This is a genomic window from Kineococcus sp. R86509, assembly GCF_042466365.1.
GTDB lineage: Bacteria > Actinomycetota > Actinomycetes > Actinomycetales > Kineococcaceae > Kineococcus.
In genome coordinates, this window is record NZ_JAXHCE010000001.1 from 2420835 (window position 1) to 2443772 (window position 22938).

Below are 22938 nucleotides of genomic sequence, written 5' to 3' on the forward strand. Positions count from 1 at the left end.
GCGGGCGCAGGGTGGGGACATGAAGATCACCGGACGCACCGTCCTCATCACCGGCGGCACCGCGGGCATCGGCCTGGGCCTCGCCCAGCGCCTGCAGGGCGAGGGCAACACCGTCGTCGTCGCGGGTCGCCGCACAGCCCTCCTCGACCAGATCGTCCAGGACCACCCGGGCCTGGCCGCCGTCGAGCTCGACGTCGCCGACCCCGACTCGGTCCGGGCCGCCTTCGACGACGTGACCACCCGCTTCCCCGACGTCGACGTCCTCGTCAACAACGCCGGCATCGCGCTCTACGAGGACCTCCGCACGGGCGAGAGCCTCGACGCGGCGATCGACGTCATCACCACGAACCTCATCGGTCCCCTGCGGATGTCGTCGCTGTTCGTGCCGTTCTTCGCGACCCGGGGCGGGGGCACGGTGGTCAACGTGGGCTCCGGGCTGGGTTTCGTCCCGCTCCCGGCCTCCCCCACCTACAGCGCCACCAAGGCCGCGATCCACTCCTACTCCGAGACGCAGCGCGTGCAGCTCGCGGGCAGCGGGATCGACGTCGTCGAGATCGTCCCGCCGGCCGTCCGGACGGAGTTCGGCGGCCAGCAGGACGACGACCGGGCGATGCCGTTGCCGGCCTTCCTCGACGGGGTCATGGCGATCCTGCGCGAGGATCCCGACGTCGAGCAGGTCGTCGTGGACGAGGCGAAGCCGTTCCGCTTCGCCGAGGCGCAGGGGACCTACGGGCGGTTCCTGCAGGTGCTCGCCGGTTTCCCGGTGCACTGAGTCAGCGGATGCTCCGAGCCAGCTGGACGAGGGAGTCCGGGGCGTCGTCGCGCGGCAGGACCAGCTCGACGAACGCCGCGTGGTCGGGATCGGCGCGGACCTCGTCGAGCGTCTCCACGAGGTCGGCGGGGGTGGCGACCCGGTGCGTCGGGGTTCCCGGCGAGCCCAGCGCGGCGGGCAGCCTGGTCCAGTCCCACGCGACGACCTCCTGGTAGGCGGCCTCGGGGCTGCGGATCGCCCGTTCGACGGTGTACCCGGAGTTGTTGACGAGCAGGATCGTGGGGGTGAGCCCCTCGGCGAGGATCCGGCCGAGTTCCTGGATCGTCAGCTGCGCCGAACCGTCACCGATGACCAGGACGGTCTCGCGTCCCGGCTGGGCGAGCATCGCGCCGAGGGTTGCGGGCAGCGTGTACCCGATGGAGGACCAGACCGGCTGCCCCAGCAGGTCGCAGCTGTCGGGGGTCGTGAGCTCCAGCGCCCCGTAGAACGACGTCCCCGCCTCGGCGACGAGCAGCGTCCCCGGGTTCAGCCACTGCTGCAGCAGGGGCCACAGGTCGGCGTGGGTCAGCGGCCCGTCGGGTTCGGCGGGGACGTGCGGCTCGAGCACCGGAACCTGCTGTCGGGGAAGGGGCTCCGGGCGCGGCGACCGCGCGTCGAGCACCTCCTCGAGGATGCGCAGCGACTCCTCGAGGTACACCCCGTAGAACGCCGTCCCGGCGATGCGGGCGTGGTCGAGCTGCAGGTCGACCGCCGCGTCGGGGTCGAAGCCGTGGCTGAAGGAGCCGGTGAGGAAGTCCGTCATCACCACCCCGGCGAGGACCAGCGGGTGCGCCGTGTCGACGAAGCGGCGGGTGTCGGCGGACCGGGTGAACTTCCCGGCGTAGACCCCGAGGTTCGCGGGGTGGGACTCGTCGAGCAGCGCCTTCGACGCCGACTGCGTCGCGACCCGGACCCCGTTCTGCGCGGCGATCCCCCGGACCAGCTCCTCGAGGCGACGGCGGTGCAACCGCGGTCCCGCCAGCACGGTCGCCTCCGGGGAGTCCCCGAGGAACTCGCCGATCGCGGCGCGGAACTCCTCGACCGCCCCGGCGTCGCTGCGCAGCACCCGCAACGGCCGCGACAGCGGAGCGGCCGAGACCTGCTGCACGGCGACGTCGGCGGGGATCCCGAGGTAGACGGGTTTGGAGGTGCCGACCGCGGTGAGCAGGGCCTGGTCGATGGCGGTGGCCGCCCCCTGCGAGCGCACGACGACGGCGGACGCCGTCACCTCCGCGGCGATGCGCACGAAGTGCCCGAAGTCCCCGTCCGCGAGGGAGTGGTGCAGCAGCGCACCGTCACTCATCGCCCTCGTCGGGGGCAGGCCCACGACGTGCACGACGGGGACGTCCTCGGCGTAGCTCCCGGCGAGGGCGTTGACGGCGGACAGCTCACCGACCCCGAACGTCGTGACCATCGCCGACGGCCCGCGTCGCAACCGTGCGTAACCGTCGGCGGTGTAGCCGGCGTTCAGCTCGTTGGCCGACCCGACCCAGCGCAACCCGCCCGCGGCCAGCAGTTCGTCGAGCAGGGCGAGGTTGAAGTCACCGGGCAGCCCGAAGAGGTGTCCGATGCCGAGCTGCTCGAGCCGGCGGGCGAGGTAGCCGCCCACGCTGATCGTCGTGGTCATGTCCGCATGACATGCCAACCGGGCGGATCGTGCAACCGACTCCCGCGCCACTGGTCGTTCCGACCAGTCCCGGGCGGCTACCTCCCCCTAGACTGGTCGACGTGACCACCCTGGACGACACGGACCGACGCATCCTCGTCGCCCTCGACACCGATCCCCGCGCCACCGTGGCCCAGCTCGCCATGACCCTCGGCCTCGCGCGGGGCACCGTGCACAGCCGGCTCGAGCGGCTCGCGGCGGACGGCAGCCTGCGGCGCAACTCCACCCGGCTGGACCCCGCGCGACTGGGGTTGCCGATGCGGGCGCTGGTCACAGCGGGTGTCGACCAGGACGAGTTCGAGGGGATGGTCGAGGACATGTCCGGCATCCCCGAGGTCGTCGAGTGCCTCGGGATCTCGGGCGACTCCGACCTGATGATCCAGATCGCCGCGCGCGACGCGGACCACGTCTACGACATCACCCAGCGCATCATGCGCTGCCGCGGGATCCGCCGGACCTCGACCTCGATCGTGCTGCGGGAACTGCTGGGGTTCCGGATGGACCACCTGCTGGGCTGAGGGCGCTCAGGGCACCATCGCCAGGACGTCGCGGACCACGCGCCGGGCGTACTCGTGGTCGACCTCCAGCGCGAAGACGACGCGGTAGTAGAGCGGCGCGATGACGTGGTCCAGGACCTGGGCCACCGTCGGTGCCGTCTCGCCCCGCTCCACGGCGCGGCGCACGACCTCCGCGGCCTGCTCGCGCCGCCGGTCGGTGACCGGGCAGTCCACGACGACGTCCTGACGGGAGGCCACCATCGCCCGCAGGTAGCGGGCGCGGTGGGGCCGGGTGATGTCGTCGGCGATGACGATCGCCCACTCCATGAGGTCGCCCTCGAGGGTTCCGGTGTCGGGCGTCGACTCGCCCTCGCGCGTCAGTGCGGCGACCGCGACCTCTTCGAGGAGCGCGCCGACGTCGTCCCAGCGCCGGTACAGCGTCGTCGGGTTGACCCCGGCCCGTTCGGCGATGACGGGAAAGGTGACCTTCTCGGCGCCCTCGCCCACGAGTTCCCCGACCGCCGCGTAGATCGCGGCCAGCACGCGGGCGTTGCGACCACCGGGGCGACTCAGAGCTGTCTGACTGGACACGTCCCCGTTGTAGCAGAGAAGTTTGCTTTGCGTCGGGCCGGGGGCTACGGTCACTAAAACAACGATCTTTGCTTTGCGATGGAGGCCTCGTGTTCAGCCGTCCTGTCTCGTTCGTCGTCGCCGGTGCCGCCGGCGCCGCGACCCTGACGGCTGCCTCGGCGCCGTCCCCGCTGTACCCCGTCTACCAACGTCTCTGGGGACTCTCGGCGTTCACCCTGACGACCGTCTTCGCCGTCTACGTCTTCGCGCTGCTGGTCTCGTTGCTGACCGTCGGTTCGCTCTCCGACCGGGTGGGTCGCCGGCCGGTGGCCTCCACGGCGCTCGTCCTGCTCGCGGTCGGCATGTTCCTGTTCACGGTCGCCGACGGTCCGGGCGGACTGGTGGCCGCACGGATCGTGCAGGGTCTCGCCGTCGGCGCGGCCACCGGCACGACGACGGCACTCGTCATGGATTCCGCGCCGGGTCCCCGCACCGGTTCGATCGTCAGCAGCGCCGTCCCCACCTTCGGGATCGCGCTCGGCGCCGCCCTCGCCGGAGCTCTCGTCGAGTTCGCGCCGCACCCCCGCGAACTCGTGTTCTGGGTCCTCGCCGTCGTCTACCTGCTGCTGGCCGCACTCGTGTGGTGGGTTCCCGAGCGCGCCCGGACCACGACGTCGCCGGAGCCGCTCTGGCGCTCACTGCTCCCCAGCGCCGGGGTCCCCGCGACGACCCGGCCGGTCTTCTTCGGCCTGCTCCCCTCCATCGCCGCGACGTGGGCCCTCGGCGGGTTGTACCTCTCGCTCGGATCCTCGGTGATCGGTTCCGTCCTCGGTGTGCGCAGCCACTTCGTCGTGGGCCTCGTGCTCGCGGTGTTCTTCACCGCCGGAACGTGCGGGACCGCCCTCTCGGCCCTGCTGCCCCCGCGAGCGCGTCAGGGTTTCGGCCTGGGCACGCTCGCCCTCGGCGTCCTGACGACGATCGAGGCGATGTCGTCGAGTTCCCTGCCGCTCTACGTGACGGGATCGGTCATCGCGGGACTCGGCTTCGGCGCCACGTTCCGGTTCGCCGTGGACGCGCTCGGGAAGGCGGCACCGCCCGCCCACCGCGGACAGGTGTTCGCGACGATGTACATCGTCAGCTACCTCGCGTTCAGCGTCCCGGCCCTCGCGGCCGGGCTCGCCGTCGCCCGGTTCGGACTCGAACCCACGGTGGTCGCCTACGGGGTGTTCGACGTCGCCCTCGTCGCGGTCGCAGGCGTCACCGCCTTCGTCCGGACGCGGCGCACCACCACCGAGGAAGCCGCCGAACGCCAGGCGAGCAACCGACCGTGAGACAGACGTCCCGGACTCACAGCACCCCCGGCACACGACGCACTACCTGGACCACGGGCCCACCGACGGGCCACTCATGGTGTTCCTGCACGGCTGGCCGGGCTCCGGCCTGGTGTGGCGAGCGCAGCTGGATTCCTTCGCTGCCGACGGATGGTACTGCATCGCACCCGATCTTCGTGGTTTCGGCCGGTCCTCGATCCCCGCGGTGGACACTTGCACGACCGAGGAGGTCGTGCCCGACCTGGTGGAACTGCACGACCACCTCGGGGCGAACCCGCGATCTGGATCGGTCACGACTGGGGCAGCGCCGTCGCCGGTGCCCTGGCCGCGCACGAACCCCGACGCAGCCGAGGCGTCGTCCTGACGTCCCTGGCCCACTTCCCGCAGGCGTTCACGTCGGCCACGCTCGTTCCGCTCGTCGACCGGTCGATCTACCCGGTCGAGCAGTACCCCGACGGCCAGTGGAACTACTACCACTACTGCACGACGCGGTTCGAGGCGGCGGTCGCCGACCTCGACGCGGATCCGGCGGCGTCACTGGCGTCCATCTTCCGGGCGGGTGACCCCGTCGGGGTCGACAAGGTCTCACCCAGCGCGACGGTCACGCGTCGCGGCGGGAGGTTCGGCGACACCCACCGCGCTCCGGCCACACCGCCGGATCCGACGCTCTGGCCACCGGACGACGTCGACCAGCTGGTTGAGGAGTTCCGCACGAACGGGTTCCGAGCATCCTGCGCGTGGTACGTGAACGACGACACCAACCTCGAGTACGCGCGGCGAGCTCCCGCCGGCGGACGACTCACCCTGCCGGTGCTGTTCGTGAACGGCGAGTGGGACGTGATCTGCAGCACGAACGGGAACCGTCAGGGAGACCCGATGCGCGCGGCCTGCAGCGACCTGACCGTGACGCAGGTTCCCGGCGGGCACCGGCTGCCGGTCGAACGCGAGGGCGAACTCGTGGCGGCGATCCGGAACCGGCTCCGGGCGAAGGATCTCTGACCTCGTCGGCCGGGTTCCCAGGGTCACGACGCTGTGCACCGGCTGTTCGTCTGGAGTTTCCTGCGAGTTCGAAAGGCACTGTCAGGTTGTGCCTGCCCTTGGAGCCGGCGGTTCGCGCCGGGAGATCGAGTGAGAGGTACCCGGTGTCCGACACCCAGTCCAGCACGAACGACGACGGTTCGCAGGACCGTCGCGGATTCTTCACCCGTCGAGGCCTGCTCGGCACGGGCGGCCTCGCCACCGCCGTCGTCTTCGGCAAGGGCCTCGTCGACGCGTCCGCCGCGTCCGCCGCCCCCGCCTACGTGCCCGCGCAGCTGAACGTCAAGGACGCGCACTACACCACCACGTTCCGCCGCATCGCACTCAGCTCGGGCACCGGCAGCGCCGTCAAGGTCCTCCCGATCGACCGCGCGAAGTTCCAGGTCGGCGCGAAGTTCGACCTGCGCATCGAGGCCACCGGGGTCGACCCCGAGACCACGAAGATCGTCATCAAGGTCAGCGACGGCAGCGGCCCCGCGCCGCTGCTCGCCCCCGCGCCGCTGCGCACGAGTTCCGCCCCGGACTCCGTCGAGGTCACGTTCAAGGACCTGGTCTACCCGGCCGCCGGCCGCTACACGATCGCCGCGGCCGTCACCTCCTCCGCCGGTTCCGCCTCGCAGGAGGTGAAGCACGAGGTCGTGCTGTCGAAGACCGACGCCAAGACCGCGAAGAACGTCATCTTCTTCCTCGGTGACGGCATGGGCCAGGCCGCCATCACCGGCGCCCGGATCCTGTCCAAGGGCATCACCGAGGGCAAGTACGACTCCCTCCTGGAGATGGACACCCTCGACTTCCGCGGGAACGTCACCACCTCCGGCTGCGACTCGATCGCGACCGACTCCGCGAACTCGATGTCCGCGTACATGACCGGCCACAAGTCGGCCGTCAACGCCATGGGCGTCTACCCGGGCAACTCCGAGGACCCGACCGCCAGCCCGCACGTCGAGACCATGGCCGAGGTCCTCAAGCGGTCGCGGGACATGTCGATCGGCATCGTCACCACCGCCGAGGTCCAGGACGCCACTCCCGCCGCGGTCTTCGCGCACACCCGTCGCCGTTCCGAGTACGCGAGCATCATGGACCAGGCCCTCGAGCCCGGTCAGATGCCCGACGTGTACATGGGTGGCGGCCGCGCGACGTTCCTGCCCATGTCGGTGAAGGGTTCCAAGCGCACCGACGAGCGCAACCTCGTCGAGGAGTTCAAGGACAAGGGCTTCGCCTACGCGGCGACCCGCACCGAACTCTCCGCGGTGATGGCCGCCGGCACCCCGGACAAGCTGCTGGGTTCCTTCCACACCGGCAACCTGAACGTCTACATCGACCGCCAGGTCACCCCGAACCCCGCTGTCCTCGGTGAGTTCGACGACCAGCCCGGGCTGGTCGAGATGACCAAGGCCGCGCTGAAGGTCCTCGAGAAGAACGACAAGGGCTTCTTCTTGATGGTCGAGGGCGCCTCGATCGACAAGTCCGAGCACCCGCTCGACGGCCCCCGCGCCGTGTACGACGCGATCGAGCTCGACCAGGCCGTCGGCATCGCCAAGGAGTGGGCGAAGGACCGCGACGACACCCTGATCGTCGTGACCGCCGACCACAACCACGCCATGAGCATCGCCGGCACGCACACCCTCTCCAAGGAGGGGTCGCCCGCGCGCCAGCAGAACGGCGTCTACGCCGACGCCGGGTTCCCCACCTACGTCGACTCCAACGGTGACGGCTTCCCCGACGACCCGAACCCCGACGTGCAGTTGTTCTTCGGCTGGTCCAACCACCCCGACCACCCGGACGACTTCGCGCACAACGCCGTCCTGGCCCAGCCGGCGCTGGAGGACGCAGCCACCGGCCTCGCGTTCCCGAACCCGGCCCGCGACCCGGGCGCCGTCGTCCAGATCGGCAACCTGCCGATGGAGGACACGAACTGCGTCCACACCGTCGAGGACGTCTTCATCGGCGCCTCGGGCCCCGGTGCGCAGCGGTTCTCGAAGCTCCTCGACAACACCGAGGTCTTCCACAACGTCTGCGCGGCCCTGGGGCTGGAGATCCCGACCTACTCGCTGAAGTCCACCAGCGCCAAGGTCGCCGAGACCGAGGTCGCAGCCGCCGAGACCGCCCGCGTGAGCTGACACCTCCCTGACGAACGCCCCCTGCCGCACCCAGCGGCGGGGGGCGTTCGGCGTTCCGGCTCCGTCGCCCGGCGGGTGCGTGGACACCGCGGTCCAGCGCATCGTGGACCCCGAGCGGCGCTGAGCGAGCGTCGTCCGCGTCGACGCCCCGAACGTCGTGTTCGCCGACCCGGAGGAGTCGGTGGTGGGTCACCGGGCGCTGAACGACGAGGCGCAGCGACCGCTCGACGAATCGCCGTCCTTCGTCTTCGGTCCCGGCGGCGAGGTGCAGGTCGTGCAGGACCTGGGCTACCTCACGTGGCAGTTCGGGCCCGAGGGCGAGGCCCCGGTGGTGCGCGGAGTGGACGTCGTCCTCGTGGCGGACGACCTGATCACCAAGGTCTGGACCATGCTCACGACATCCTGACCGAGGACCGGTTCCCAGGCGGCGGGGTGAGCCCGACCAGGACGCAGGAGCACCGGTCGCCCACGGAACCGATCGGCGTCGGCCCACCTCCAAGCGGCGTGAGCGACCCCGCTCCGCAGAGAGGTGGTGCAGCGTGACCGGTCTGGTGGTCCTGTTCGTCGTCTGCTTCGTCGTCCTGGCCGGCATCTCCCTCTGGCGCTCGCTGACCGGTACCGGCCGGTCGGGCGGGTCCTCCCACCACTCGTTCCCGGGCGGGAGCGACGGCGGTGGCTCGTCGGGTTCCTGGGACGGCGGGTCCTCGTCCGGGGACTGCGGCGGCTCCTTCGACGGCGGCGGCTCCGCCGGCGGCGGGGACGGCGGTTCCTGCTGACGCCGGGTGGGGAAGGCAGTGTCGCGGCCGCCCGGGGAGTGGTCGTCGTCCTCATGGTCGGGTTGCCCGGCAGCGGGAAGACGACCCGCGCCCGTCAGCTCGAGGCGGAGGGGGCACTGCGCTTCAGCCTCGACGAGTGGATGCTGCCGTTGTTCGCCGGCGAGAACGGGACCCGTCAACGCGACACCCTCGAGGGTCGGCTGATCTGGGCGGGGCTGCGGGCCGCAGAACTCGGGGTCGACGTGGTCCTCGACTTCGGGTTCTGGTCCCGCGCGGAACGTGACGCCCTGCGCCACCTGTTCGCCGCCGTGGGCGCGGAGTGCGTGGTGGAGTTCCTGGACGTCGATCCCACGACTCAGTGGGAGCGGGTGAGCAGGCGCCAGCTCGAGGCCCCCGGTGACACGTTCACGATGACCCGCGGGGAACTCGACCACTGGCGCACGCTGTTCGAGGTGCCGACGGCGGAGGAACTCGCCACGAGCACGAACGGGCCGCCCGCCGGGTTCCTCACGTGGTCGGCGTGGGCGGCGGACCGGTGGCCGTCCCTACCCGACCGGGGACGCTGACCGCGACCTCGTGGGGCCGCAACGGGATCACCGGCGTCCCCGCGACGACGACGTCGGTACGCTCCCGCAGCTGGCCCCGCTCACTCGGGGAGGTACAGGCAGAAGACGTGGCCGTGCGGGTCGCGCATCACCCGGACGGTGTCCTGCGGCTGGAACTCGAAGAGTTCCGCACCTGCGGCGACAGCGTGCGCGACGCCCGCGGCGAGGTCGTCGACGGCGATGTCGAGGTGGTCCTGCACCTGCTGCTCTCCGGGGCTCTGCGGCCACCGCGGCGGCACGTAGGCCGCCTCGCGCTGGAACGAGATCCCGACCCCGCCGTCGGGGTCGCGCAGCACGATCCAGTCCGGCGACCACTGCTCGGGTTCCATCCCCAGCAGGTGCCGGTAGAAGGTCGCGAGTTCCGGGGGTTCGGGGGAATCGAGCACGACCGCCGACAACCGCGGGCGACCGCTCTGCGTCGTGGAGGTGTTCACCCGCACAGCCTGCCGTCGGGGAACGGGCGTGTCACCCCTCAGCGACGGACGCGGACCGTGCGCCAGATGTCGCGCAGCGCCCAGGGCACGGCCACGACGAGCCAGGCCGCGAGGCCGACGAGGCTGCCCGACCAGAGGAGGAGCGCGGTGATCGCGACGAGCACGAGCGTGAGGACGATCCGACCGACCGGACCGAAGGTCACCGAGGACCCGGCCCAGCGCGACTGCCTGAAGGCGGGCTGCTCGAGCGGCGGTGGGTCGTCGGTGCGGTGGGTCTGCAGGGGGGCCGTGAACCGGGCGTCGGGTGCGGGCGCGAAGCAGAGCCCGCACCACTGGTCCGTGGGGGCCAGGGCGCGGCCGCACTGACCGCACCCGGTGTCCGCCACGTCTGCCGGATCGGCAGGTTCCGCTCCGGTCTTGAACCGACCGGGAGACCTGGTCGACGTGGTCGGCCGCGACGTCGCGGGCAGGATGGTCCGGTGGACTCAGCCCTGGTCGACGTCGTGCGCCGCCACTGGGAACACCTCGCCGGTCCGGGGGCACGCTTCGCCCCGGTCGAGGAGGCGCGCGCTCTGGTCGCACCGGGTTCGGCGGTCTTCCCCGTCGGCTGGTGCGGGATCGTGACGATCGCCGGCCGGGTCCTGGCCACCGCCCCCGACGCCGAGCGGGCCCTGGTTCTCGACGACCACCTGCACCGAGACCGACCGGCCCCTCCCGCCGTGCTCGGACCGGCACGGCTGGCGTACCTGGCCCGCGACGCACCTCTCCCGATCGCGCCCGGGGAACTCCACCCCGCCGACCGGGGCGATGCCCTGCAGGACCTGCTGCGCAGCTGTTCCGCCGACGACGTGGGCGAGAGCGGGATGACCGGGATCGACTCTCCCTCGTTCCTGGTCGTCGAGGACGGCGAGACCCTCGCCGCGGCGGGGTACGAACTCTGGCCGAACGACGTCGCCCACCTCTGCGTCCTCGTCCGGGCCGACGCGCGAGGGCGCCACCTGGCCCGCACCGTCGCCGCCCGCGCGAGCGCGCACGCGCAGTCCGCCGGGCTGCTGTGCCAGTGGCGCGCCCGCCCGGCGGACTCCCTCCGGGTGGCGCGGAGCCTGGGCTACGACGTGCTGGGGGAACAGCTCGGACTGCGCTGGTAGGCGCAGGCGTCTCCCGTGCGGCAGGGGGGTCAGTCGCGGGTGACGACGACGAGGCCGTAGACGACGCCGGGGACGTGGCCGAGGAGCTGCAGCAGGAAGGCGATGACCACCTTCCGGCTGAACCCGTCCTTGAGGAGGACGGCGAGGAAGGGGAAGAAGAAGCAGAGAACGATCAGTACGATGCGCATGTTCGACTTTCTCGGAGTTTCCCGGGTGCGGCCTGGGCTCCGTCAGGGAATCGCCTGGACGTCACGCGGAGCGGACGCCGGAGACGCTGTGCAGGAGGGCGTCGACCCACGGGAGGACGTCCTGGACCCGGTGGACCGTCGCTTCGGCGCCGGCGATGACGGGCCAGAGGCACGCCAGCAGCGAGATCGCCCAGGCGAGCACGACCAGGCTCCAGGTGAGCACCCGCCGACGCGCGACGTAGGCCCCCAGCAGGCAGAGGCCGGCCGCGAGGAACCCCAGGACGACGACGACCGCGACGCTCGCGGTGTGGACGTCGAGGAGGGAGTTCGCGGGCGCGACGGCACCGGCGAGGCCGAGAACGGGGCCGAGCACCAGCAGGGCGTTGAGGAGCAGCAACCCCGTCCCGACCGCCACCGCGACCACGCGGGTCGGGAACCGGCGCGAGAAGTGTCGAGCGGAACGGCGGTAGCGGAGTGTGCGCGACATCGGGGGCCTCGGTCCTCACAGAGGGCGTGGCGCCCTCTCCGGCGGCCACGTCCCGCAGTCTTACACCGTAAGTCCGGGAGAGGGCCACTCGGGACGCTCAGGCGCCGCTGCCGCCGAGCACCTGGGCGGAGATCCGGTCGATGAGGCTCTCCAGCGACTCCTCGAACTCCTGCAACGCCCGGTCCTCCCCCAGCCTCCGGGCCAGGCGCCGCACGATGGGCGCGTCGTCGAGGCCCCCGACGGGTTCCTCCTCGTCCACCAGGTCCAGGGGTCCGACCGCACCACCCCGCTGGGCCACCTCCAGGAGCAGGTTCCCCAGCAGGAAGCTGGTGAACGCCCGGTAGGCCGCCACGGCCTCCTGGTCGGAGAACCCCTGCTGCACCAGCCCGGAGAGAAACGTCTCCACCCAGCTGATGCTGCGCAGCGGCGGACGCAGCCACGGCGCCTCGGGGGGCGTCGAGGCGATGAGGGGGAAGGCCTTGGGGTGGGCGATGGCCATGCGCCGGACACCGTGGGCCATCCGCTGCAGGAAGTCCTGCCACCCGTGCTCGGGGGACCGCAGGACGTCCGCGTCGTGGTCGAGCTCGCCGACCAGCGCGTCGACGACCCCGTCGAGGAGGGCCTCGCGGCCCGGGACGTAGCGGTAGAGGGACATCGCCTCGACTCCGAGCCGCGCCCCGAGGCGTCGCATCGTCAGCGCGGCCAGGCCCTCCTCGTCGATGGAGCGCAGGGCCGTGGACAGGATGCGCTCACGACTGAGCGGGACCCGGTCGGAAGGTCGTTCCTGCCCGTCGACCACCAGCTCGTCCACGTCGGGCAGGTGACCCGGGTCGGGTTCGTCGCTGCGCCGGGCCTCGGTGGGCCCACCGTCGTCAGGGGTTGCCGCCACGTCCCGATCCTGGCACCGCTGCTCCCGCTGCGCCTTCCGCCGGGTCCCGCAGCGGCCCGGACGGGTGCCACAGGGGTCCCACCCAGGCTGGCGCTCGTCGAACTTACGGTGTAAGTCTCTTCCTGACCCGGCCGTCCCGGCCGGACCGACGACGCCGAGGAGACGGTCCCGTGCCGCAGGACACCACCACCACCAGTTGGGCCGCGACCCCGGAGGGGAGCACCACGATGGCCGACGACGTGGTCGCCACCATCGCCGGCATCGCCGCCCGCGAGGTGCCGGGGGTGTTCGCCCTGGGCGGCAGCGCGGCCCGCGCCGTCGCCGTCGTGCGCGAGCGCACCCCCCGCAGTCGGCCGGACCTGGCGACGGGTGTCCACGCGACGGTCGGCGAGACGCAGGCCGTGGTCGACGTCGTCCTCGTCGCGGAGTACGGCAGCGACGTCGTCGACGTCGCCGCCGGGGTGCGCCGCGAGGTGGCCGCCGCCGTCCGGCGGATGACCGACCTGACGGTCACCGAGGTCAACGTCACCGTCCAGGACCTGCACCTGCCCGTCGAGGGCGAGGACCCCGCCGAGCGGGTCCGTTGAGGACCGTCCCGCCACCCCGGCGCCGCACCACCACACCGAGGAGAAACCCGTGCCCTTCCTGATCAACACCGTCCTGCGGCGGTGGCTGCTCACCACCGTCGCCATCCCCCTCGTGGCTTCCGGGGCCCGGCGCCTCGCCCGCCGCCTCGAGGCGCGACGCGGTGGCGCCACGACCGTCACCCGCGGGCTCACCCGGGCCGCCGACACCGTCGAGCGCGACCGCCGTGACGCGGACACCGGCACGTCCGCACGCCGTCGGGGTCTGCTGCGGGGCCGACGGTGAGCGCGCCGAGCCGTCACGACGACGGCGTGACCACCCCCCGCGAAGGTGACTCCACCGACGCGGTGACCGAACCACGGACCGCGGTGAAGCTCGCCGCCGAGGCGATCGGGACGTTCGTGCTCGTCCTCGGCGGCTGCGGGGCCGCCGTGCTCGCCGCCGCGACGACGACCACGGACGGAACCGCGGTGGGCATCGGCTACCTGGGGGTCGCCGTGGCCTTCGGGCTGACCGTGCTCGCCATGGCCGCCACGTTCGGAGGGGTGTCCGGTGGGCACTTCAACCCCGCCGTCAGCCTCGGCCTCGCCGTGGCGGGACGCCTGCCGTGGCGCGACCTCCCGGGGTACGCGCTGGCCCAGGTCGTCGGCGCCGTCGCCGGGGCGGCGGTCCTGTTCACCGTCGCCTCCGGACGTCCCGGTTTCGACGCGGCGACCTCGGGGTTCGCCACCAACGGCTACGGCGAGCGTTCACCGGCCGGGTACTCCCTGCTCGCGGCCCTCGTGGTCGAGGTCGTCCTCACCGCCGTCTTCGTGCTGGTCGTCCTCGGCGCCACCGCACCCCGCGCACCGAAGGCCCTCGCCCCCGTGGCGATCGGGCTGGCCCTGACGCTGATCCACCTGGTGTCGATCCCGGTCGACAACACCTCGGTGAACCCCGCGCGCTCCCTCGGCCCGGCCCTCTTCGCGGGAGGACCGGCTCTGGAGCAGCTCTGGCTCTTCGTCCTCGCCCCGCTGGTGGGCGCCGCGCTCGCCGGTGCGCTGCACGCGGGGCTCTTCCGAACCCCCGGACACCGCGACTGACCTGGCGGGGGAAACCGGGTGCGCGACGGCAGGGACGTGCTGCACGGTGGGCCCGTGACCGGCACCCCGCCCGACGAGACCGTTCTCACCGGCGGTGGCCGCAGCACCGTCACCCGGCGGGGTGACGTCGTCCTGCGCCCGGCCCGTCCCTGGTCGCGCACCGTCATGGCCCTGCTGCGGCACCTGGCGGACGTCGGGTTCGAGGGTTCTCCCCGCCCCGTCGGTGACGGTTTCGCCGCCGACGGCCGCGAGGCGGTGGAGTTCGTCCCGGGCGGGTTCGTGCACCCGCACGCCTGGTCCGACGACGGGACCGCCGCGGTCGGCCAACTCCTCCGCCGGCTTCACGACGCGACGGCGACGTTCGTCCCCCCGCACGACGCGGAGTGGCAGCCCTGGTTCGGCCGGGACCTCGGGCGGACTCCCCGCGTCCTGGGGCACTGCGACACCGGACCGTGGAACATCGTCGCGAGGGACGGCCTCCCGGTGGCACTGATCGACTGGGAGACAGCGGGTCCGGTCGATCCCCTGGTCGAACTCGCGCAGGCGGCGTGGCTCAACGCGCACCTCGTGGGCGACCAGGTCGCCGAGCTCCAGGGTCTCGGGTCGATCGAGGACCGCGCCCGACGGTTGCGGCTGCTCGTCGACGGCTACGGCCTGGCCCGCGCACACCGTGAGGCCCTGCTGGACCACGTGGTCTCGGTGATCGTCGCGGACGCCCACACCCAGGCCGTGGAGGCCGCCGTCACGCCGGCCAGCACCGATCCGGCGCCGCTGTGGGCGATGGCGTGGCGCACCGCCAGTGCGGACTGGGTGCTGCGTCACCGTCGCCCGCTGCTCGCGGCTCTGGTGGACTGAGCCCGTGACGACGTCCTGGCGCATCGCGACCCACGCGGAGGAACCGCTCGACCCCTCCGCGGTGCTCGCCCTCTTCGCGGCCGAGGGGTGGTGGCCCGAGCGCACCCCGTCGACCGTGCAGGACGTCCTGGACCGCGGGCCTGCCGTCGCGGCTCGGGTCGGCCGGCGCGTGGTGGGTTTCGCCCGGGCGGTCTCCGACGGGGCGTTCCGCGCGTACGTCGAGGACGTCGTCGTCGACCGGGAGTTCCGCGGCCGGGGTCTCGCCCGGGAACTCCTCGAGGCCCTGCTCGAACAACTCCCGGACGGTGCGACGACGACCCTGTTCTGCGACCCGGAACTCGTCGAGCTCTACCGAGGCGCAGGGTTCTCCGACACCCGCCAGGTCGTGCTGCACCGGCGTCCCCGGGTCGAGTTCGTGCTGACCCCTCCCGCCGAGGCGGGCGACGTCCTCACGGCGTACTACGAGGACATCGTCACTCGCTGGTACGGGCGTCCCGCGACGCCCGCCGAGGTGAGCCGGGCGATGGCGGAAGGTCCCAGCCACGACCTCACGGGTCCGACGGGTGCGCTGTTCGTGGTCCGTGACGGCCCACGCGAACTCGGCTGCGGCGGGCTGCGCCACGTGGACGCGGACGTCACGGAACTCACCCGGGTCTGGATCGCCCCCGCCGCCCGGGGGCGGGGTCTCGGCAGCCGGCTCGTCCGGCGTCTCGAGGGTTTCGCCGCGGAGAGCGGACGGACGAGGATCCGCCTCGACACCCGCGACGACCTCGTCGAGGCCCGGGCGATGTACGCCCGGCTCGGTTACGCAGACGTCGAGCCCTTCAACGACGACCCGTACGCCCACCACTGGCTGGGCCGCGACCTGCCCTGAGGTTCAGGCCGGGTTCAGGCCTGGACGAAGGGAAGCAGGATCGCGTTGAGCTCCTCGGCGTGGGTCCAGCCGAGACCGTGCGGCGCACCGTCGATCTCGTGGTAGTCGGCCTCGGGGAACGCGGCGTGGAACGGACGGCCGGTGGCCTCGATCGGCAGGATCCGGTCCGCGGTGCCGTGGACGATGAGGGCAGGCTTCCCGCTGGCGCGCACCGCGGCGACGTCGGCGGTGAAGTCCTCGATCCAGCTGGGGACGACGGCGTAGGCGGCGACCGGGGCACTGCCGGCGGCGGTGTTCCAGCTGGCGTCCACGGCCTGCTGCGAGATGCGCGACCCGAGGTTCTCGTCGAGGTTGTAGAAGTTCGCGTAGAAGTCGGAGAACCAGGCGAAGCGGTCCTTCTTCGCCGAGGCCGCGATGTCGTCGAACACCGACTGCGGAACCCCCTGGCCGAGCATGCCGGGTTCGACGGAGGCGAGGAACGCGAACTTCGCGACGCGGTCGGTGCCGAAGAGCTTGGCGTAGCGGGCGAGTTCACCGGTGCCCATGGAGAACCCGACGAGGATGACGTCGTCGAGGTCCAGCGTCGTGAGGACGGCGTTCAGGTCGGCCGCGAAGGTGTCGTAGTCGTAACCGGTGCCCACCTTGGAGGACCGGCCGAAACCGCGGCGGTCGTAGGTGATGACGCGGTACCCGGCGGCGAGCAGTTCGCGGCTCTGACGTTCCCAGGAGGAGCCGTCGAGCGGGTAGCCGTGGATGAGGACGACCGGCTGCCCCGTGCCGTGGTCTTCGTAGTACAGCTCGATGGAGGTCGAGTTCTCCTGGCCGGCGGTGATGGTGCCCATGGTCGTCTCCCGTGGTCGAGTCGTTGAGAACGAGCGTTCTCTAGCGATGGCCCTACAGTAGAGAACGACGGTTCTCAGCGCAACCCCCAGGAGGCACGAGATGACGACCGACACCGCGGCAGACCGCGACCGCATCGTGGAGGCCGCCGACCGGCTGTTCAACCGCAGCGGCGTGCAGGCCGTCGGGATGGACGCCGTCCGCGCGGAGTCCGGGGTGCCGCTCAAGCGCATCTACGCCGCCTTCCCGTCGAAGGACGCCCTCCTCCTCGCCGTCCTGCACCACCGCAGCGGCAGCTGGGACGCCGGACTCGCCGGGGCGGCCGCCACCGCGACGACCCCGCGCGAGCGCCTGCTCGCCGTCTACGACTTCCTCGACGAGTGGTTCCGCGGCAACGACTTCCGCGGCTGCGGGTTCATCAACGCCTTCGGTGAGCTGGGCGGCGTCTCCCCGGAGGTCGTCGACCTGGTGCGGGCGCAGAAGGCGTCCTTCCAGGCCTACGTGGCCGACCTCGTCGACGAGCTGGGCGCCCCGCAGCTGCTCGCACCGCAACTCGCCCTCCTCGCCGAGGGCGCGCAGACGACCGCGGCGATCAGCGGCGATCCCGTCGCCGCGGCACACGCCCGCTCGGCCGCGGAGACCCTCATCGACGTCGCGCTGACGGGACGCTGAGCGGTGCCTCTCGACCTCGACGCCACCGACCACCGCATCGTCGAGCAGCTGCAGCTCGACGGCCGGATCTCCGTCGCCGACCTGGCCCGGACGATCAACCTCTCCGCCAGCGCCACCGCCGAACGGCTGCGCCGCCTCACCGAGGGGGGCGTGGTCACGGGCTACAGCGCGGTCGTCGACCCGCAGGCCCTCGGGTTCGCGATCACGGCGTTCGTGCGGCTGGCCTACCCGACCGGCAACTACAAACCCTTCCACGACGTCATCGACACGACCCCGGAGATCGTCGAGGCGCACCACGTGACGGGCGCGGACTGCTTCATCGTCAAGGTCGTCGCCCGCTCCATGCCGGACCTGGAACGGATCGCCGGGCGGTTGGCGACGCTCGGTGGCATCACGACGAACGTCGTGTACTCCAGCCCGCTCCCGAGGCGTCGCCTGCCACCGGCCTGAGACCTCCCGCGCCGGACTCAGCGACCGGAGCCCCGAGCGTGCGGTGCGGGTGGACCCTGCGGGCCGAGGACCCGGTTGCGTCCAGCGCGCTTGGCCTCGTAGAGGCGGGCGTCGGCACGGGCCAGGAGGTCGGACCAGGTCGTCAGCGATTCGGCGACGGTCGTGGCGAAACCGACGCTGACCGTGATGGGAATCCCTGCCGCAGAGGGGGACCAGTCGTGCTGCTCGATCCCGGACCGCAGCGTCTCCGCCGAGAGTTCGACGGCGCTGACGGACCACCCTTCCCACACGACGACGAACTCCTCACCACCGAGGCGCGCGCAGAACTTCCCCGGGGCACCGTCGACGTAGTGCCGCAGCAGGACCCCCAGCTCACGCAGGACGGCGTCACCGGCGTCGTGGGAACGTTCGTCGTTGACGCGTTTGAAGTGGTCGAGGTCCACGATGGCGACGGTGACGGGGCCGGGCCCGTCGAGCACCTCGCGGACGTGCTCCTCGACCGCGCGACGGTTGGGCAGACCCGTGAGGGAGTCCGTGAGCGCGAGGGTGCGGAACCTGTCCCGGTCGCGTCGGGCGGTGGAGGCGTCGAACTGCACCTGGGCGAGCAGGGCTCGCGCGGCGTTCTGACGGTCCTGCAGGCGCACGTGCTCCCGGTGGAAGCGGACGTGCGCGCGGTAGGCCCGCTCCCAGTCGCCCGTCGTGGCGCGGTAGGTCGCGTCCGCCTCCTCGACCTCGGCGAGCACCCCCGGGAGGTGCCGCTCGGTCGCCAGGGTGCGGGCGGCCTGGAGCTGCTCGAACGCCGCCTCGGTCCGCTCGAGACCGATGAGGATCCGGAACGCCGTGAGGCGCGCGATGGGTTCGTGGTCGGCGCCGTTGTCGGGACAGCCCGGCTGGAACGCCTCGGTGATGGCCGACCAGGCCTCCTCGAACCGCCCCGCCCGCAGCTCGACCGTGGCGACGGTGTCGAGGTCGGCCATGCGCAGCGGGATCCCCGAGGCGGTGGCGACGCGACGCATGCGTGCGGCCAGCCGGACGGCCTCGTCGACGTGCCCGACGTCGGCGTGCTCCCAGGCGGTGTTGTTCAGCGCGAAGAGTTCCAGCGCCGGGTCGTCCTCGCTCGCGGCGATCGCCAGGACCTCCGCGATGACGGCCTCGTGGGAGTCGACGGCACGGTCGAGGACGACGGTGAGCGCCAGGAGGTGCTCGGCGCGCAACCAGGCCGGGGCGTCCGCGGGGAGGACCTCGACGGCACGGATGGCGTGCCAGCGGGACTCGGCGACGTCTCCCGCCTGCAGGTGCAGCTGGAACCGCAGGAAGTGCGTGCGGGCGAGGAGTTCGTCGTCGCCGGTCTCCTCGGCGACCCGGACGGCGCTCTGCACGATCAGGCCGGCGGTCTCCACGTCGCCCGTCGTGCCGATGACGTCGGCCCGCACGAGGGCGGCGCGGACGGCGGCGACGCGGTCCCCCGCGGCCTCGGCCGCGGCCTCGATCGCCGCAGCGGCCTCGCCCTGGGCCAGCAGTTCGTACCCGCGGGCGCGCTCGAGCGCACGCACCTGGTCCACCAGGGGCGTGACGCGCACCGCAGGGATCGCCACGTCGTGGACATCGGCGTGTCCGGCGGCGACCCTGAGCCTTCAGCCCTCGAGGAAGTAGCGCCGCGCCCCGCCGACGGGGTCCAGGGTCAGGAACCGCTGCGGCAGGCCGGCCCTGGTCCGCAGCGCGGCGTAACGCCCCAACGGGCCGTCGCAGGGTTCCACGACCCAGTCGCGGTCGGGGTGCTCGCGTTCGAAGGCGTCGACGTCGTCGAGCAGGTAGACGCCGCCGGCGCCCAGTTCCAGCTCGACGTCGTGCACCTCGAGCAGGACCGCGGCCGTGCTCGTCCCGGGCGCGGCCAGCAGCGCGGAGTCCCGGTCCGGGTGCCACAACACCGTGAACCCGGACCGCTCGAAGCCGGTCAGCGCCTGCTTGAGGTTCGTCACCGGGTGCTTCTCGAACCCCAGCCTCACCGCACCACCCCTTCGTCGTGTGCGGCCATCCTGCCGCAGCGGGGGCGTGATGTCCCAGAACTCCGGCGACAGTCGATTCATCAGGACTTCGGTGACGGTTGTGGAGTCATCAGGTGCGGCCGCCCCGACAGCACACACTTCGCGGGATGACAGTGCGTTCCGAGACGGGTGATGCCGATGATCGTCTGACACCACCTCCTCGTATCGCTACGGTCCGAACATGCACACAGCAGCGATGGTCCGAGCTCTGCAGGTGGGAAGTGCCATCGCCTTGGGAGGTGGTCTGATCTTCGGCGCCATGCCCCTGCCGCTGCACAACTACGGTTGCACCTCCGCTTTCGCTGGCAACGTCAACGACAGCGCTGATCTCTGGCCGGCGTGCTCTCAGCAACGTGCGGACCGGCAGAACGTGGTGCTCGAGCTGACCGTCGTCTCCCTCGGTCTCGCTGCTGGGGCTGAGACGTACTTGCGACTCACGCAGCAGGAGGTCGCACGGCGGGCCGAGGAAACAACCGCACCGGCAGAGTGAGGCGTCGGAGGACCTTCTCGGCGATCGCTTGGTCATCGCCATGATCACGACGTCGCCGACCACGGTGTCGCCCCGACGGACGGGACGGGCGAAACGCCCTCCCTGCAGGTCTTCGTGTTCGAGGTCGCTCATCACGTTCCTGGGTCGGTGTGCCGGGTCGGCCGGGTGAGGTTGAGGCCGCGGATCGTCCAGTCGTATCGGCAGGGAAGGTGTACCGCCATCCCTTTACTGCGCCTCGCTGTCACTCGGCGTCGCATGGGAGGCGCGCGACCAGCGGGATGTCCGGAGGGTGGCACCACCGGTGCTACCCGGGTAGCATTTCCGTGTGAAGCTCAGCATCAGCCTCTCCGAAGCCGACGTCGCCGCCCTCGACGAACACGTCCGCGCGACCGGTCTGCCGTCTCGATCCGCGGCGATCCAGCGGGCCGTCCGGGCACTGACCCACCAGCAGTTGGAGCAGGACTACGCCGCCGCGTGGAAGGACTGGGACGACTCCGGGGACCGTGAGGTGTGGGAAGGCGCCGGTACTGACGGACTGCGCTGATGCGCCGCGGAGAAGTTCGCCTCGTCGATTTCGACCCGGTCCAGGGCAGCGAGGCGAACAAACGCCGACCGGCGGTCGTGGTCAGCAACGACCGGGCCAACGCGGTCGCCGAGCGTTTGGGGCGAGGAGTGGTCACCGTGGTCCCGGTGACCAGCAACACGGCCAAGGTGTTTCCCTTCCAGGTGTTCCTCGCGGCAGAGGACACCGGACTGCACCTCGACTCCAAGGCTCAAGCGGAGCAGGTCCGCGCCGTGTCGGTCGAACGCCTGGGGCCGGCGCTGGGGCGGTTGCCGTTCGAGGCGTTGGACGCCCTCGACGACGCCTTGCGGCTGCACCTGGATCTCTGAGGCTGGTGACGAGAACGACCCCCATCGCGGGATGACCGTGCGGTTGGGTACCTCGATACCGGGGTGCGCTCAGGGGAATCCCTGATGCGCGCGGTCGGGGTGACCCGCGACGCTGACGACATGAGCGACATCGACAACGAGCAGGGCACGCTGCTGGTGGCTTTCGACGTGGACTGCGGGGAGGTCGTCCCGGGTCGTCACCTGCACCTGCGGGGCCTACGCAACGAAGGCCACTGGCCCGACGCCGCAGGCAACCGGCTACCTGAGCGAGCAGGTGGGTCCTGGCAGATGGTGTCGCTGGACTACGAGATCGCCCCGGCGGTCCACGAGAACGACGCCGACGCCGGGCAGTGGTTCGTCAGCCCGGTGGCCGATGTGGAGTACGAGGTCGACCCGCCCCTGCCGCGGGAGGTGCAGGAAGCGGGGAGCATCGGCGGCGGCAGCATCACCAGTGAGCCGGGGCAGCCGTACTCCCGGGGCAGCTACGGGCCCTACCCGTTGCCCGGCGGTGCGCGTGAGGTGGTCTTCACCCTCACCCCGTACCTGGACCGGCGTCCGGGTGAGGATGCCAGTCGTGGTGGGCCGGACTTCGTGGTGGAGGCAGCGACGCAGCCGCTGGGTCGGGTGGTGATCGACGTGGCTGCTGGCGCGGCCCGGTGGGAGCCGCTGGCCGCGGCCAGCTGACGTCCGCACCCTGCTTGGTCGGCATCCCGCTCATCGCCACGGCCGCGACGTCGTGGGCCGCCCCGACAGTGCACACAACGCGGGATGACCGTGACGTCGGACGCAGCGCTGGATAAGCGCGAGATCCGCTCGACCCTTGCTTGCTGCGGTCGTCAACAGCAAGGGTGAGGCCATGCACTTCGCCGGGACGATGAGCTGGCAGATCCGCGAGGGCATCGACCACAACCTGGCGATGGCCTTGTACGTGCGCGACGCCGCTGGTCTGGAGCCGTACGTGGTCACCGAGCCCGACGTCAGTGTCTTGGACCCACCCGTGCCCACGCACGTAGCGACCGGCGGCGGGGACAGCAGCGCCCAGGCTATGACCGACCTGCGCCTGGCCGTTCGTGAGTGGCCGACCTGGTGGACCCGGGCACTGCAGCAGGTGTCCGCGACGACCCCACAAGAAGCACAGGAAGCCGGACCCCCGGCACCACCGGAGTGGCGCGGCCTGCAGGACTTGCCGACGATGCGCGCACTGGCGCAGCTCCACCACCCCGACTTCTGGCGTTGGCTCGATGCTCCCAAGCACACCGAGAGGGAGCGGCAGCGCGGCCAACATGGTGGCAGTGACCCGCTGCACCTGACGCATCTGGTCAACGGCTATGAGCGTCGGCTGGGACGACCGGTGCGTCCCTTCACGTTGCACCTGCGTCTGCTGCCGCTGCAGCAGTCGGTGGGGTGGGTGCTCGATGAACAGCAGATCCTGCTCAGTACCCGCCTGCGCGAAGACGCCGCCGCGATGGAGCGGTTGCTCGAGCCGGTGATCTTGGCCCTGGCGTAGGTGATCGCTGCGCCCGAACGGCGGGATGACCTTGCGTGTGGCATGGGTTCGGAGCAACTGCCGTCCTCACGCGGGAAGTAGCCTGCG

The 22938-nt window shown here is 71.7% G+C and carries 30 protein-coding genes and 1 pseudogene; 21 read left to right on the forward strand and 10 right to left on the reverse strand.

From position 1 onward, the window contains the following. Window positions 1–19: 19 nt before the first annotated feature. A complete protein-coding gene (locus SJY07_RS11710) occupies window positions 20–772 on the forward strand; it encodes an SDR family NAD(P)-dependent oxidoreductase (RefSeq protein ID WP_328294080.1) in 753 nt (250 codons plus the stop codon). Between the two features lies 1 nt (window position 773). Here SJY07_RS11710 and SJY07_RS11715 read toward each other — a convergent pair whose 3' ends face one another. Continuing rightward, window positions 774–2438 carry an alpha-keto acid decarboxylase family protein gene (locus tag SJY07_RS11715; RefSeq protein WP_380159264.1) on the reverse strand — a complete coding sequence of 555 codons (1665 nt, stop codon included), beginning with the start codon at window positions 2436–2438 and terminating at the stop codon, window positions 774–776. A gap of 101 nt (window positions 2439–2539) precedes the next feature. Here SJY07_RS11715 and SJY07_RS11720 point away from each other — a divergent pair, with 101 nt between their 5' ends. Continuing rightward, window positions 2540–2995 (forward strand): Lrp/AsnC family transcriptional regulator, encoded by a 456-nt coding sequence (locus SJY07_RS11720; RefSeq protein WP_328294078.1) that lies wholly within the window; start codon window positions 2540–2542, stop codon window positions 2993–2995. Between the two features lie 6 nt (window positions 2996–3001). Here SJY07_RS11720 and SJY07_RS11725 read toward each other — a convergent pair whose 3' ends face one another. Next, on the reverse strand, window positions 3002–3565 hold the full coding sequence (locus SJY07_RS11725) for a TetR/AcrR family transcriptional regulator (RefSeq protein WP_380159266.1): 564 nt from the start codon (window positions 3563–3565) through the stop codon (window positions 3002–3004). A gap of 89 nt (window positions 3566–3654) precedes the next feature. Here SJY07_RS11725 and SJY07_RS11730 point away from each other — a divergent pair, with 89 nt between their 5' ends. The 6 genes and pseudogenes from SJY07_RS11730 (at window position 3655) to SJY07_RS11755 (ending at window position 9375) form a co-directional block, all read left to right on the forward strand. Continuing rightward, a complete protein-coding gene (locus SJY07_RS11730) occupies window positions 3655–4875 on the forward strand; it encodes an MFS transporter (RefSeq protein WP_380159268.1) in 1221 nt (406 codons plus the stop codon). Beyond that, window positions 4872–5874: pseudogene (locus tag SJY07_RS11735) on the forward strand (alpha/beta hydrolase). The gene SJY07_RS11730 and the pseudogene SJY07_RS11735 overlap by 4 nt, the downstream one beginning before the upstream one ends. 143 nt (window positions 5875–6017) lie before the next feature. Next, a complete protein-coding gene (locus tag SJY07_RS11740) occupies window positions 6018–8033 on the forward strand; it encodes an alkaline phosphatase (protein ID WP_380159270.1) in 2016 nt (671 codons plus the stop codon). A gap of 157 nt (window positions 8034–8190) precedes the next feature. Then, the gene (locus SJY07_RS11745) at window positions 8191–8439 is read left to right on the forward strand and encodes a nuclear transport factor 2 family protein (RefSeq protein WP_380159272.1); all 249 of its coding nucleotides are present in this window, start codon (window positions 8191–8193) and stop codon (window positions 8437–8439) included. Window positions 8440–8572: 133 nt separating this feature from the next. Beyond that, window positions 8573–8809, forward strand: coding sequence for a hypothetical protein (locus tag SJY07_RS11750; RefSeq protein ID WP_380159274.1), 237 nt, complete (start codon window positions 8573–8575; stop codon window positions 8807–8809). A 38-nt stretch (window positions 8810–8847) separates the two neighbouring features. Then, a complete protein-coding gene (locus SJY07_RS11755) occupies window positions 8848–9375 on the forward strand; it encodes an ATP-binding protein (RefSeq protein ID WP_328294071.1) in 528 nt (175 codons plus the stop codon). An 80-nt stretch (window positions 9376–9455) separates the two neighbouring features. Here the strand turns inward: SJY07_RS11755 and SJY07_RS11760 are convergent, their stop codons facing one another. Next, complete coding sequence (locus SJY07_RS11760; RefSeq protein WP_380159276.1) at window positions 9456–9848, reverse strand: VOC family protein; 393 nt, start codon at window positions 9846–9848, stop codon at window positions 9456–9458. 38 nt (window positions 9849–9886) lie between these two features. Next, window positions 9887–10234: a hypothetical protein gene (locus SJY07_RS11765; RefSeq protein ID WP_328294069.1), complete on the reverse strand. Its 348-nt coding sequence runs from the start codon at window positions 10232–10234 to the stop codon at window positions 9887–9889. 93 nt (window positions 10235–10327) lie between these two features. Here SJY07_RS11765 and SJY07_RS11770 point away from each other — a divergent pair, with 93 nt between their 5' ends. Next, window positions 10328–10996 (forward strand): GNAT family N-acetyltransferase, encoded by a 669-nt coding sequence (locus SJY07_RS11770; protein WP_380159279.1) that lies wholly within the window; start codon window positions 10328–10330, stop codon window positions 10994–10996. 29 nt (window positions 10997–11025) lie between these two features. On the opposite strand, the gene SJY07_RS11775 is transcribed toward SJY07_RS11770, so the two are convergent. The 3 genes from SJY07_RS11775 to SJY07_RS11785 all read right to left on the reverse strand — a co-directional run bounded on the left by SJY07_RS11775 (window position 11026) and on the right by SJY07_RS11785 (window position 12560). Continuing rightward, window positions 11026–11184 (reverse strand): YqaE/Pmp3 family membrane protein, encoded by a 159-nt coding sequence (locus SJY07_RS11775; protein ID WP_380159281.1) that lies wholly within the window; start codon window positions 11182–11184, stop codon window positions 11026–11028. Window positions 11185–11245: 61 nt separating this feature from the next. After that, window positions 11246–11671: a hypothetical protein gene (locus SJY07_RS11780; RefSeq protein ID WP_328294066.1), complete on the reverse strand. Its 426-nt coding sequence runs from the start codon at window positions 11669–11671 to the stop codon at window positions 11246–11248. A 97-nt stretch (window positions 11672–11768) separates the two neighbouring features. Next, window positions 11769–12560, reverse strand: coding sequence for a TetR/AcrR family transcriptional regulator C-terminal domain-containing protein (locus tag SJY07_RS11785; RefSeq protein WP_328294065.1), 792 nt, complete (start codon window positions 12558–12560; stop codon window positions 11769–11771). A 170-nt stretch (window positions 12561–12730) separates the two neighbouring features. Between SJY07_RS11785 and SJY07_RS11790 the strand changes: the two genes are divergently transcribed. The 5 genes from SJY07_RS11790 to SJY07_RS11810 all read left to right on the forward strand — a co-directional run bounded on the left by SJY07_RS11790 (window position 12731) and on the right by SJY07_RS11810 (window position 15956). After that, on the forward strand, window positions 12731–13147 hold the full coding sequence (locus SJY07_RS11790) for an Asp23/Gls24 family envelope stress response protein (RefSeq protein WP_328294064.1): 417 nt from the start codon (window positions 12731–12733) through the stop codon (window positions 13145–13147). A 49-nt stretch (window positions 13148–13196) separates the two neighbouring features. Then, window positions 13197–13430, forward strand: a complete 234-nt coding sequence (locus SJY07_RS11795) for a hypothetical protein (RefSeq protein ID WP_380159284.1) — start codon at window positions 13197–13199, stop codon at window positions 13428–13430. Window positions 13431–13513: 83 nt separating this feature from the next. Next, window positions 13514–14227 carry an aquaporin Z gene (gene aqpZ / locus SJY07_RS11800; RefSeq protein ID WP_380162280.1) on the forward strand — a complete coding sequence of 238 codons (714 nt, stop codon included), beginning with the start codon at window positions 13514–13516 and terminating at the stop codon, window positions 14225–14227. Window positions 14228–14281: 54 nt separating this feature from the next. Beyond that, window positions 14282–15082 (forward strand): phosphotransferase, encoded by an 801-nt coding sequence (locus SJY07_RS11805; protein WP_328294061.1) that lies wholly within the window; start codon window positions 14282–14284, stop codon window positions 15080–15082. A 4-nt stretch (window positions 15083–15086) separates the two neighbouring features. Further along, entirely contained in the window at window positions 15087–15956 is an 870-nt protein-coding gene (locus tag SJY07_RS11810; RefSeq protein WP_380159287.1) for a GNAT family N-acetyltransferase, read from the forward strand. A 14-nt stretch (window positions 15957–15970) separates the two neighbouring features. Here SJY07_RS11810 and SJY07_RS11815 read toward each other — a convergent pair whose 3' ends face one another. Beyond that, window positions 15971–16798: an alpha/beta fold hydrolase gene (locus tag SJY07_RS11815; protein ID WP_380159289.1), complete on the reverse strand. Its 828-nt coding sequence runs from the start codon at window positions 16796–16798 to the stop codon at window positions 15971–15973. A gap of 100 nt (window positions 16799–16898) precedes the next feature. On the opposite strand from SJY07_RS11815, the gene SJY07_RS11820 reads away from it, so the two are divergent. Continuing rightward, window positions 16899–17468 (forward strand): TetR/AcrR family transcriptional regulator, encoded by a 570-nt coding sequence (locus SJY07_RS11820; protein WP_328294058.1) that lies wholly within the window; start codon window positions 16899–16901, stop codon window positions 17466–17468. A gap of 3 nt (window positions 17469–17471) precedes the next feature. Beyond that, window positions 17472–17918: an Lrp/AsnC family transcriptional regulator gene (locus tag SJY07_RS11825; protein WP_380159291.1), complete on the forward strand. Its 447-nt coding sequence runs from the start codon at window positions 17472–17474 to the stop codon at window positions 17916–17918. 17 nt (window positions 17919–17935) lie between these two features. Here the strand turns inward: SJY07_RS11825 and SJY07_RS11830 are convergent, their stop codons facing one another. Both SJY07_RS11830 and SJY07_RS11835 read right to left on the reverse strand, forming a co-directional pair. Next, complete coding sequence (locus tag SJY07_RS11830; protein ID WP_380159293.1) at window positions 17936–19513, reverse strand: GGDEF domain-containing protein; 1578 nt, start codon at window positions 19511–19513, stop codon at window positions 17936–17938. A 39-nt stretch (window positions 19514–19552) separates the two neighbouring features. Continuing rightward, the gene (locus SJY07_RS11835; RefSeq protein WP_328294055.1) at window positions 19553–19924 is read right to left on the reverse strand and encodes a hypothetical protein; all 372 of its coding nucleotides are present in this window, start codon (window positions 19922–19924) and stop codon (window positions 19553–19555) included. A gap of 220 nt (window positions 19925–20144) precedes the next feature. Between SJY07_RS11835 and SJY07_RS11840 the strand changes: the two genes are divergently transcribed. The 5 genes from SJY07_RS11840 (at window position 20145) to SJY07_RS11860 (ending at window position 22851) form a co-directional block, all read left to right on the forward strand. Next, complete coding sequence (locus SJY07_RS11840; RefSeq protein WP_328294054.1) at window positions 20145–20453, forward strand: hypothetical protein; 309 nt, start codon at window positions 20145–20147, stop codon at window positions 20451–20453. Between the two features lie 325 nt (window positions 20454–20778). Then, window positions 20779–20997: a ribbon-helix-helix domain-containing protein gene (locus SJY07_RS11845; protein WP_328294053.1), complete on the forward strand. Its 219-nt coding sequence runs from the start codon at window positions 20779–20781 to the stop codon at window positions 20995–20997. Next, window positions 20994–21344 carry a type II toxin-antitoxin system PemK/MazF family toxin gene (locus SJY07_RS11850; RefSeq protein ID WP_380162282.1) on the forward strand — a complete coding sequence of 117 codons (351 nt, stop codon included), beginning with the start codon at window positions 20994–20996 and terminating at the stop codon, window positions 21342–21344. Before SJY07_RS11845 ends, SJY07_RS11850 begins: the two co-directional genes overlap by 4 nt. 120 nt (window positions 21345–21464) lie before the next feature. Continuing rightward, the gene (locus tag SJY07_RS11855) at window positions 21465–22028 is read left to right on the forward strand and encodes a hypothetical protein (protein ID WP_380159296.1); all 564 of its coding nucleotides are present in this window, start codon (window positions 21465–21467) and stop codon (window positions 22026–22028) included. 172 nt (window positions 22029–22200) lie between these two features. Beyond that, window positions 22201–22851, forward strand: coding sequence for a hypothetical protein (locus SJY07_RS11860; protein ID WP_380159298.1), 651 nt, complete (start codon window positions 22201–22203; stop codon window positions 22849–22851). The last annotated feature ends 87 nt before the right edge of the window (window positions 22852–22938 follow it).

Bases quoted from the DNA above. Each gene is read 5' to 3' on its own strand.
- SJY07_RS11815 (WP_380159289.1), bottom strand. From the start codon at position 16,798: ATGGGCACCATCACCGCCGGCCAGGAGAACTCGACCTCCATCGAGCTG.
- SJY07_RS11710 (WP_328294080.1), top strand. From the start codon at position 20: ATGAAGATCACCGGACGCACCGTCCTCATCACCGGCGGCACCGCGGGC.
- SJY07_RS11840 (WP_328294054.1), top strand. From the start codon at position 20,145: ATGCACACAGCAGCGATGGTCCGAGCTCTGCAGGTGGGAAGTGCCATC.
- SJY07_RS11775 (WP_380159281.1), bottom strand. From the start codon at position 11,184: ATGCGCATCGTACTGATCGTTCTCTGCTTCTTCTTCCCCTTCCTCGCC.
- SJY07_RS11855 (WP_380159296.1), top strand. From the start codon at position 21,465: ATGAGCGACATCGACAACGAGCAGGGCACGCTGCTGGTGGCTTTCGAC.
- SJY07_RS11860 (WP_380159298.1), top strand. From the start codon at position 22,201: ATGCACTTCGCCGGGACGATGAGCTGGCAGATCCGCGAGGGCATCGAC.
- SJY07_RS11715 (WP_380159264.1), bottom strand. From the start codon at position 2,438: ATGACCACGACGATCAGCGTGGGCGGCTACCTCGCCCGCCGGCTCGAG.
- SJY07_RS11780 (WP_328294066.1), bottom strand. From the start codon at position 11,671: ATGTCGCGCACACTCCGCTACCGCCGTTCCGCTCGACACTTCTCGCGC.
- SJY07_RS11820 (WP_328294058.1), top strand. From the start codon at position 16,899: ATGACGACCGACACCGCGGCAGACCGCGACCGCATCGTGGAGGCCGCC.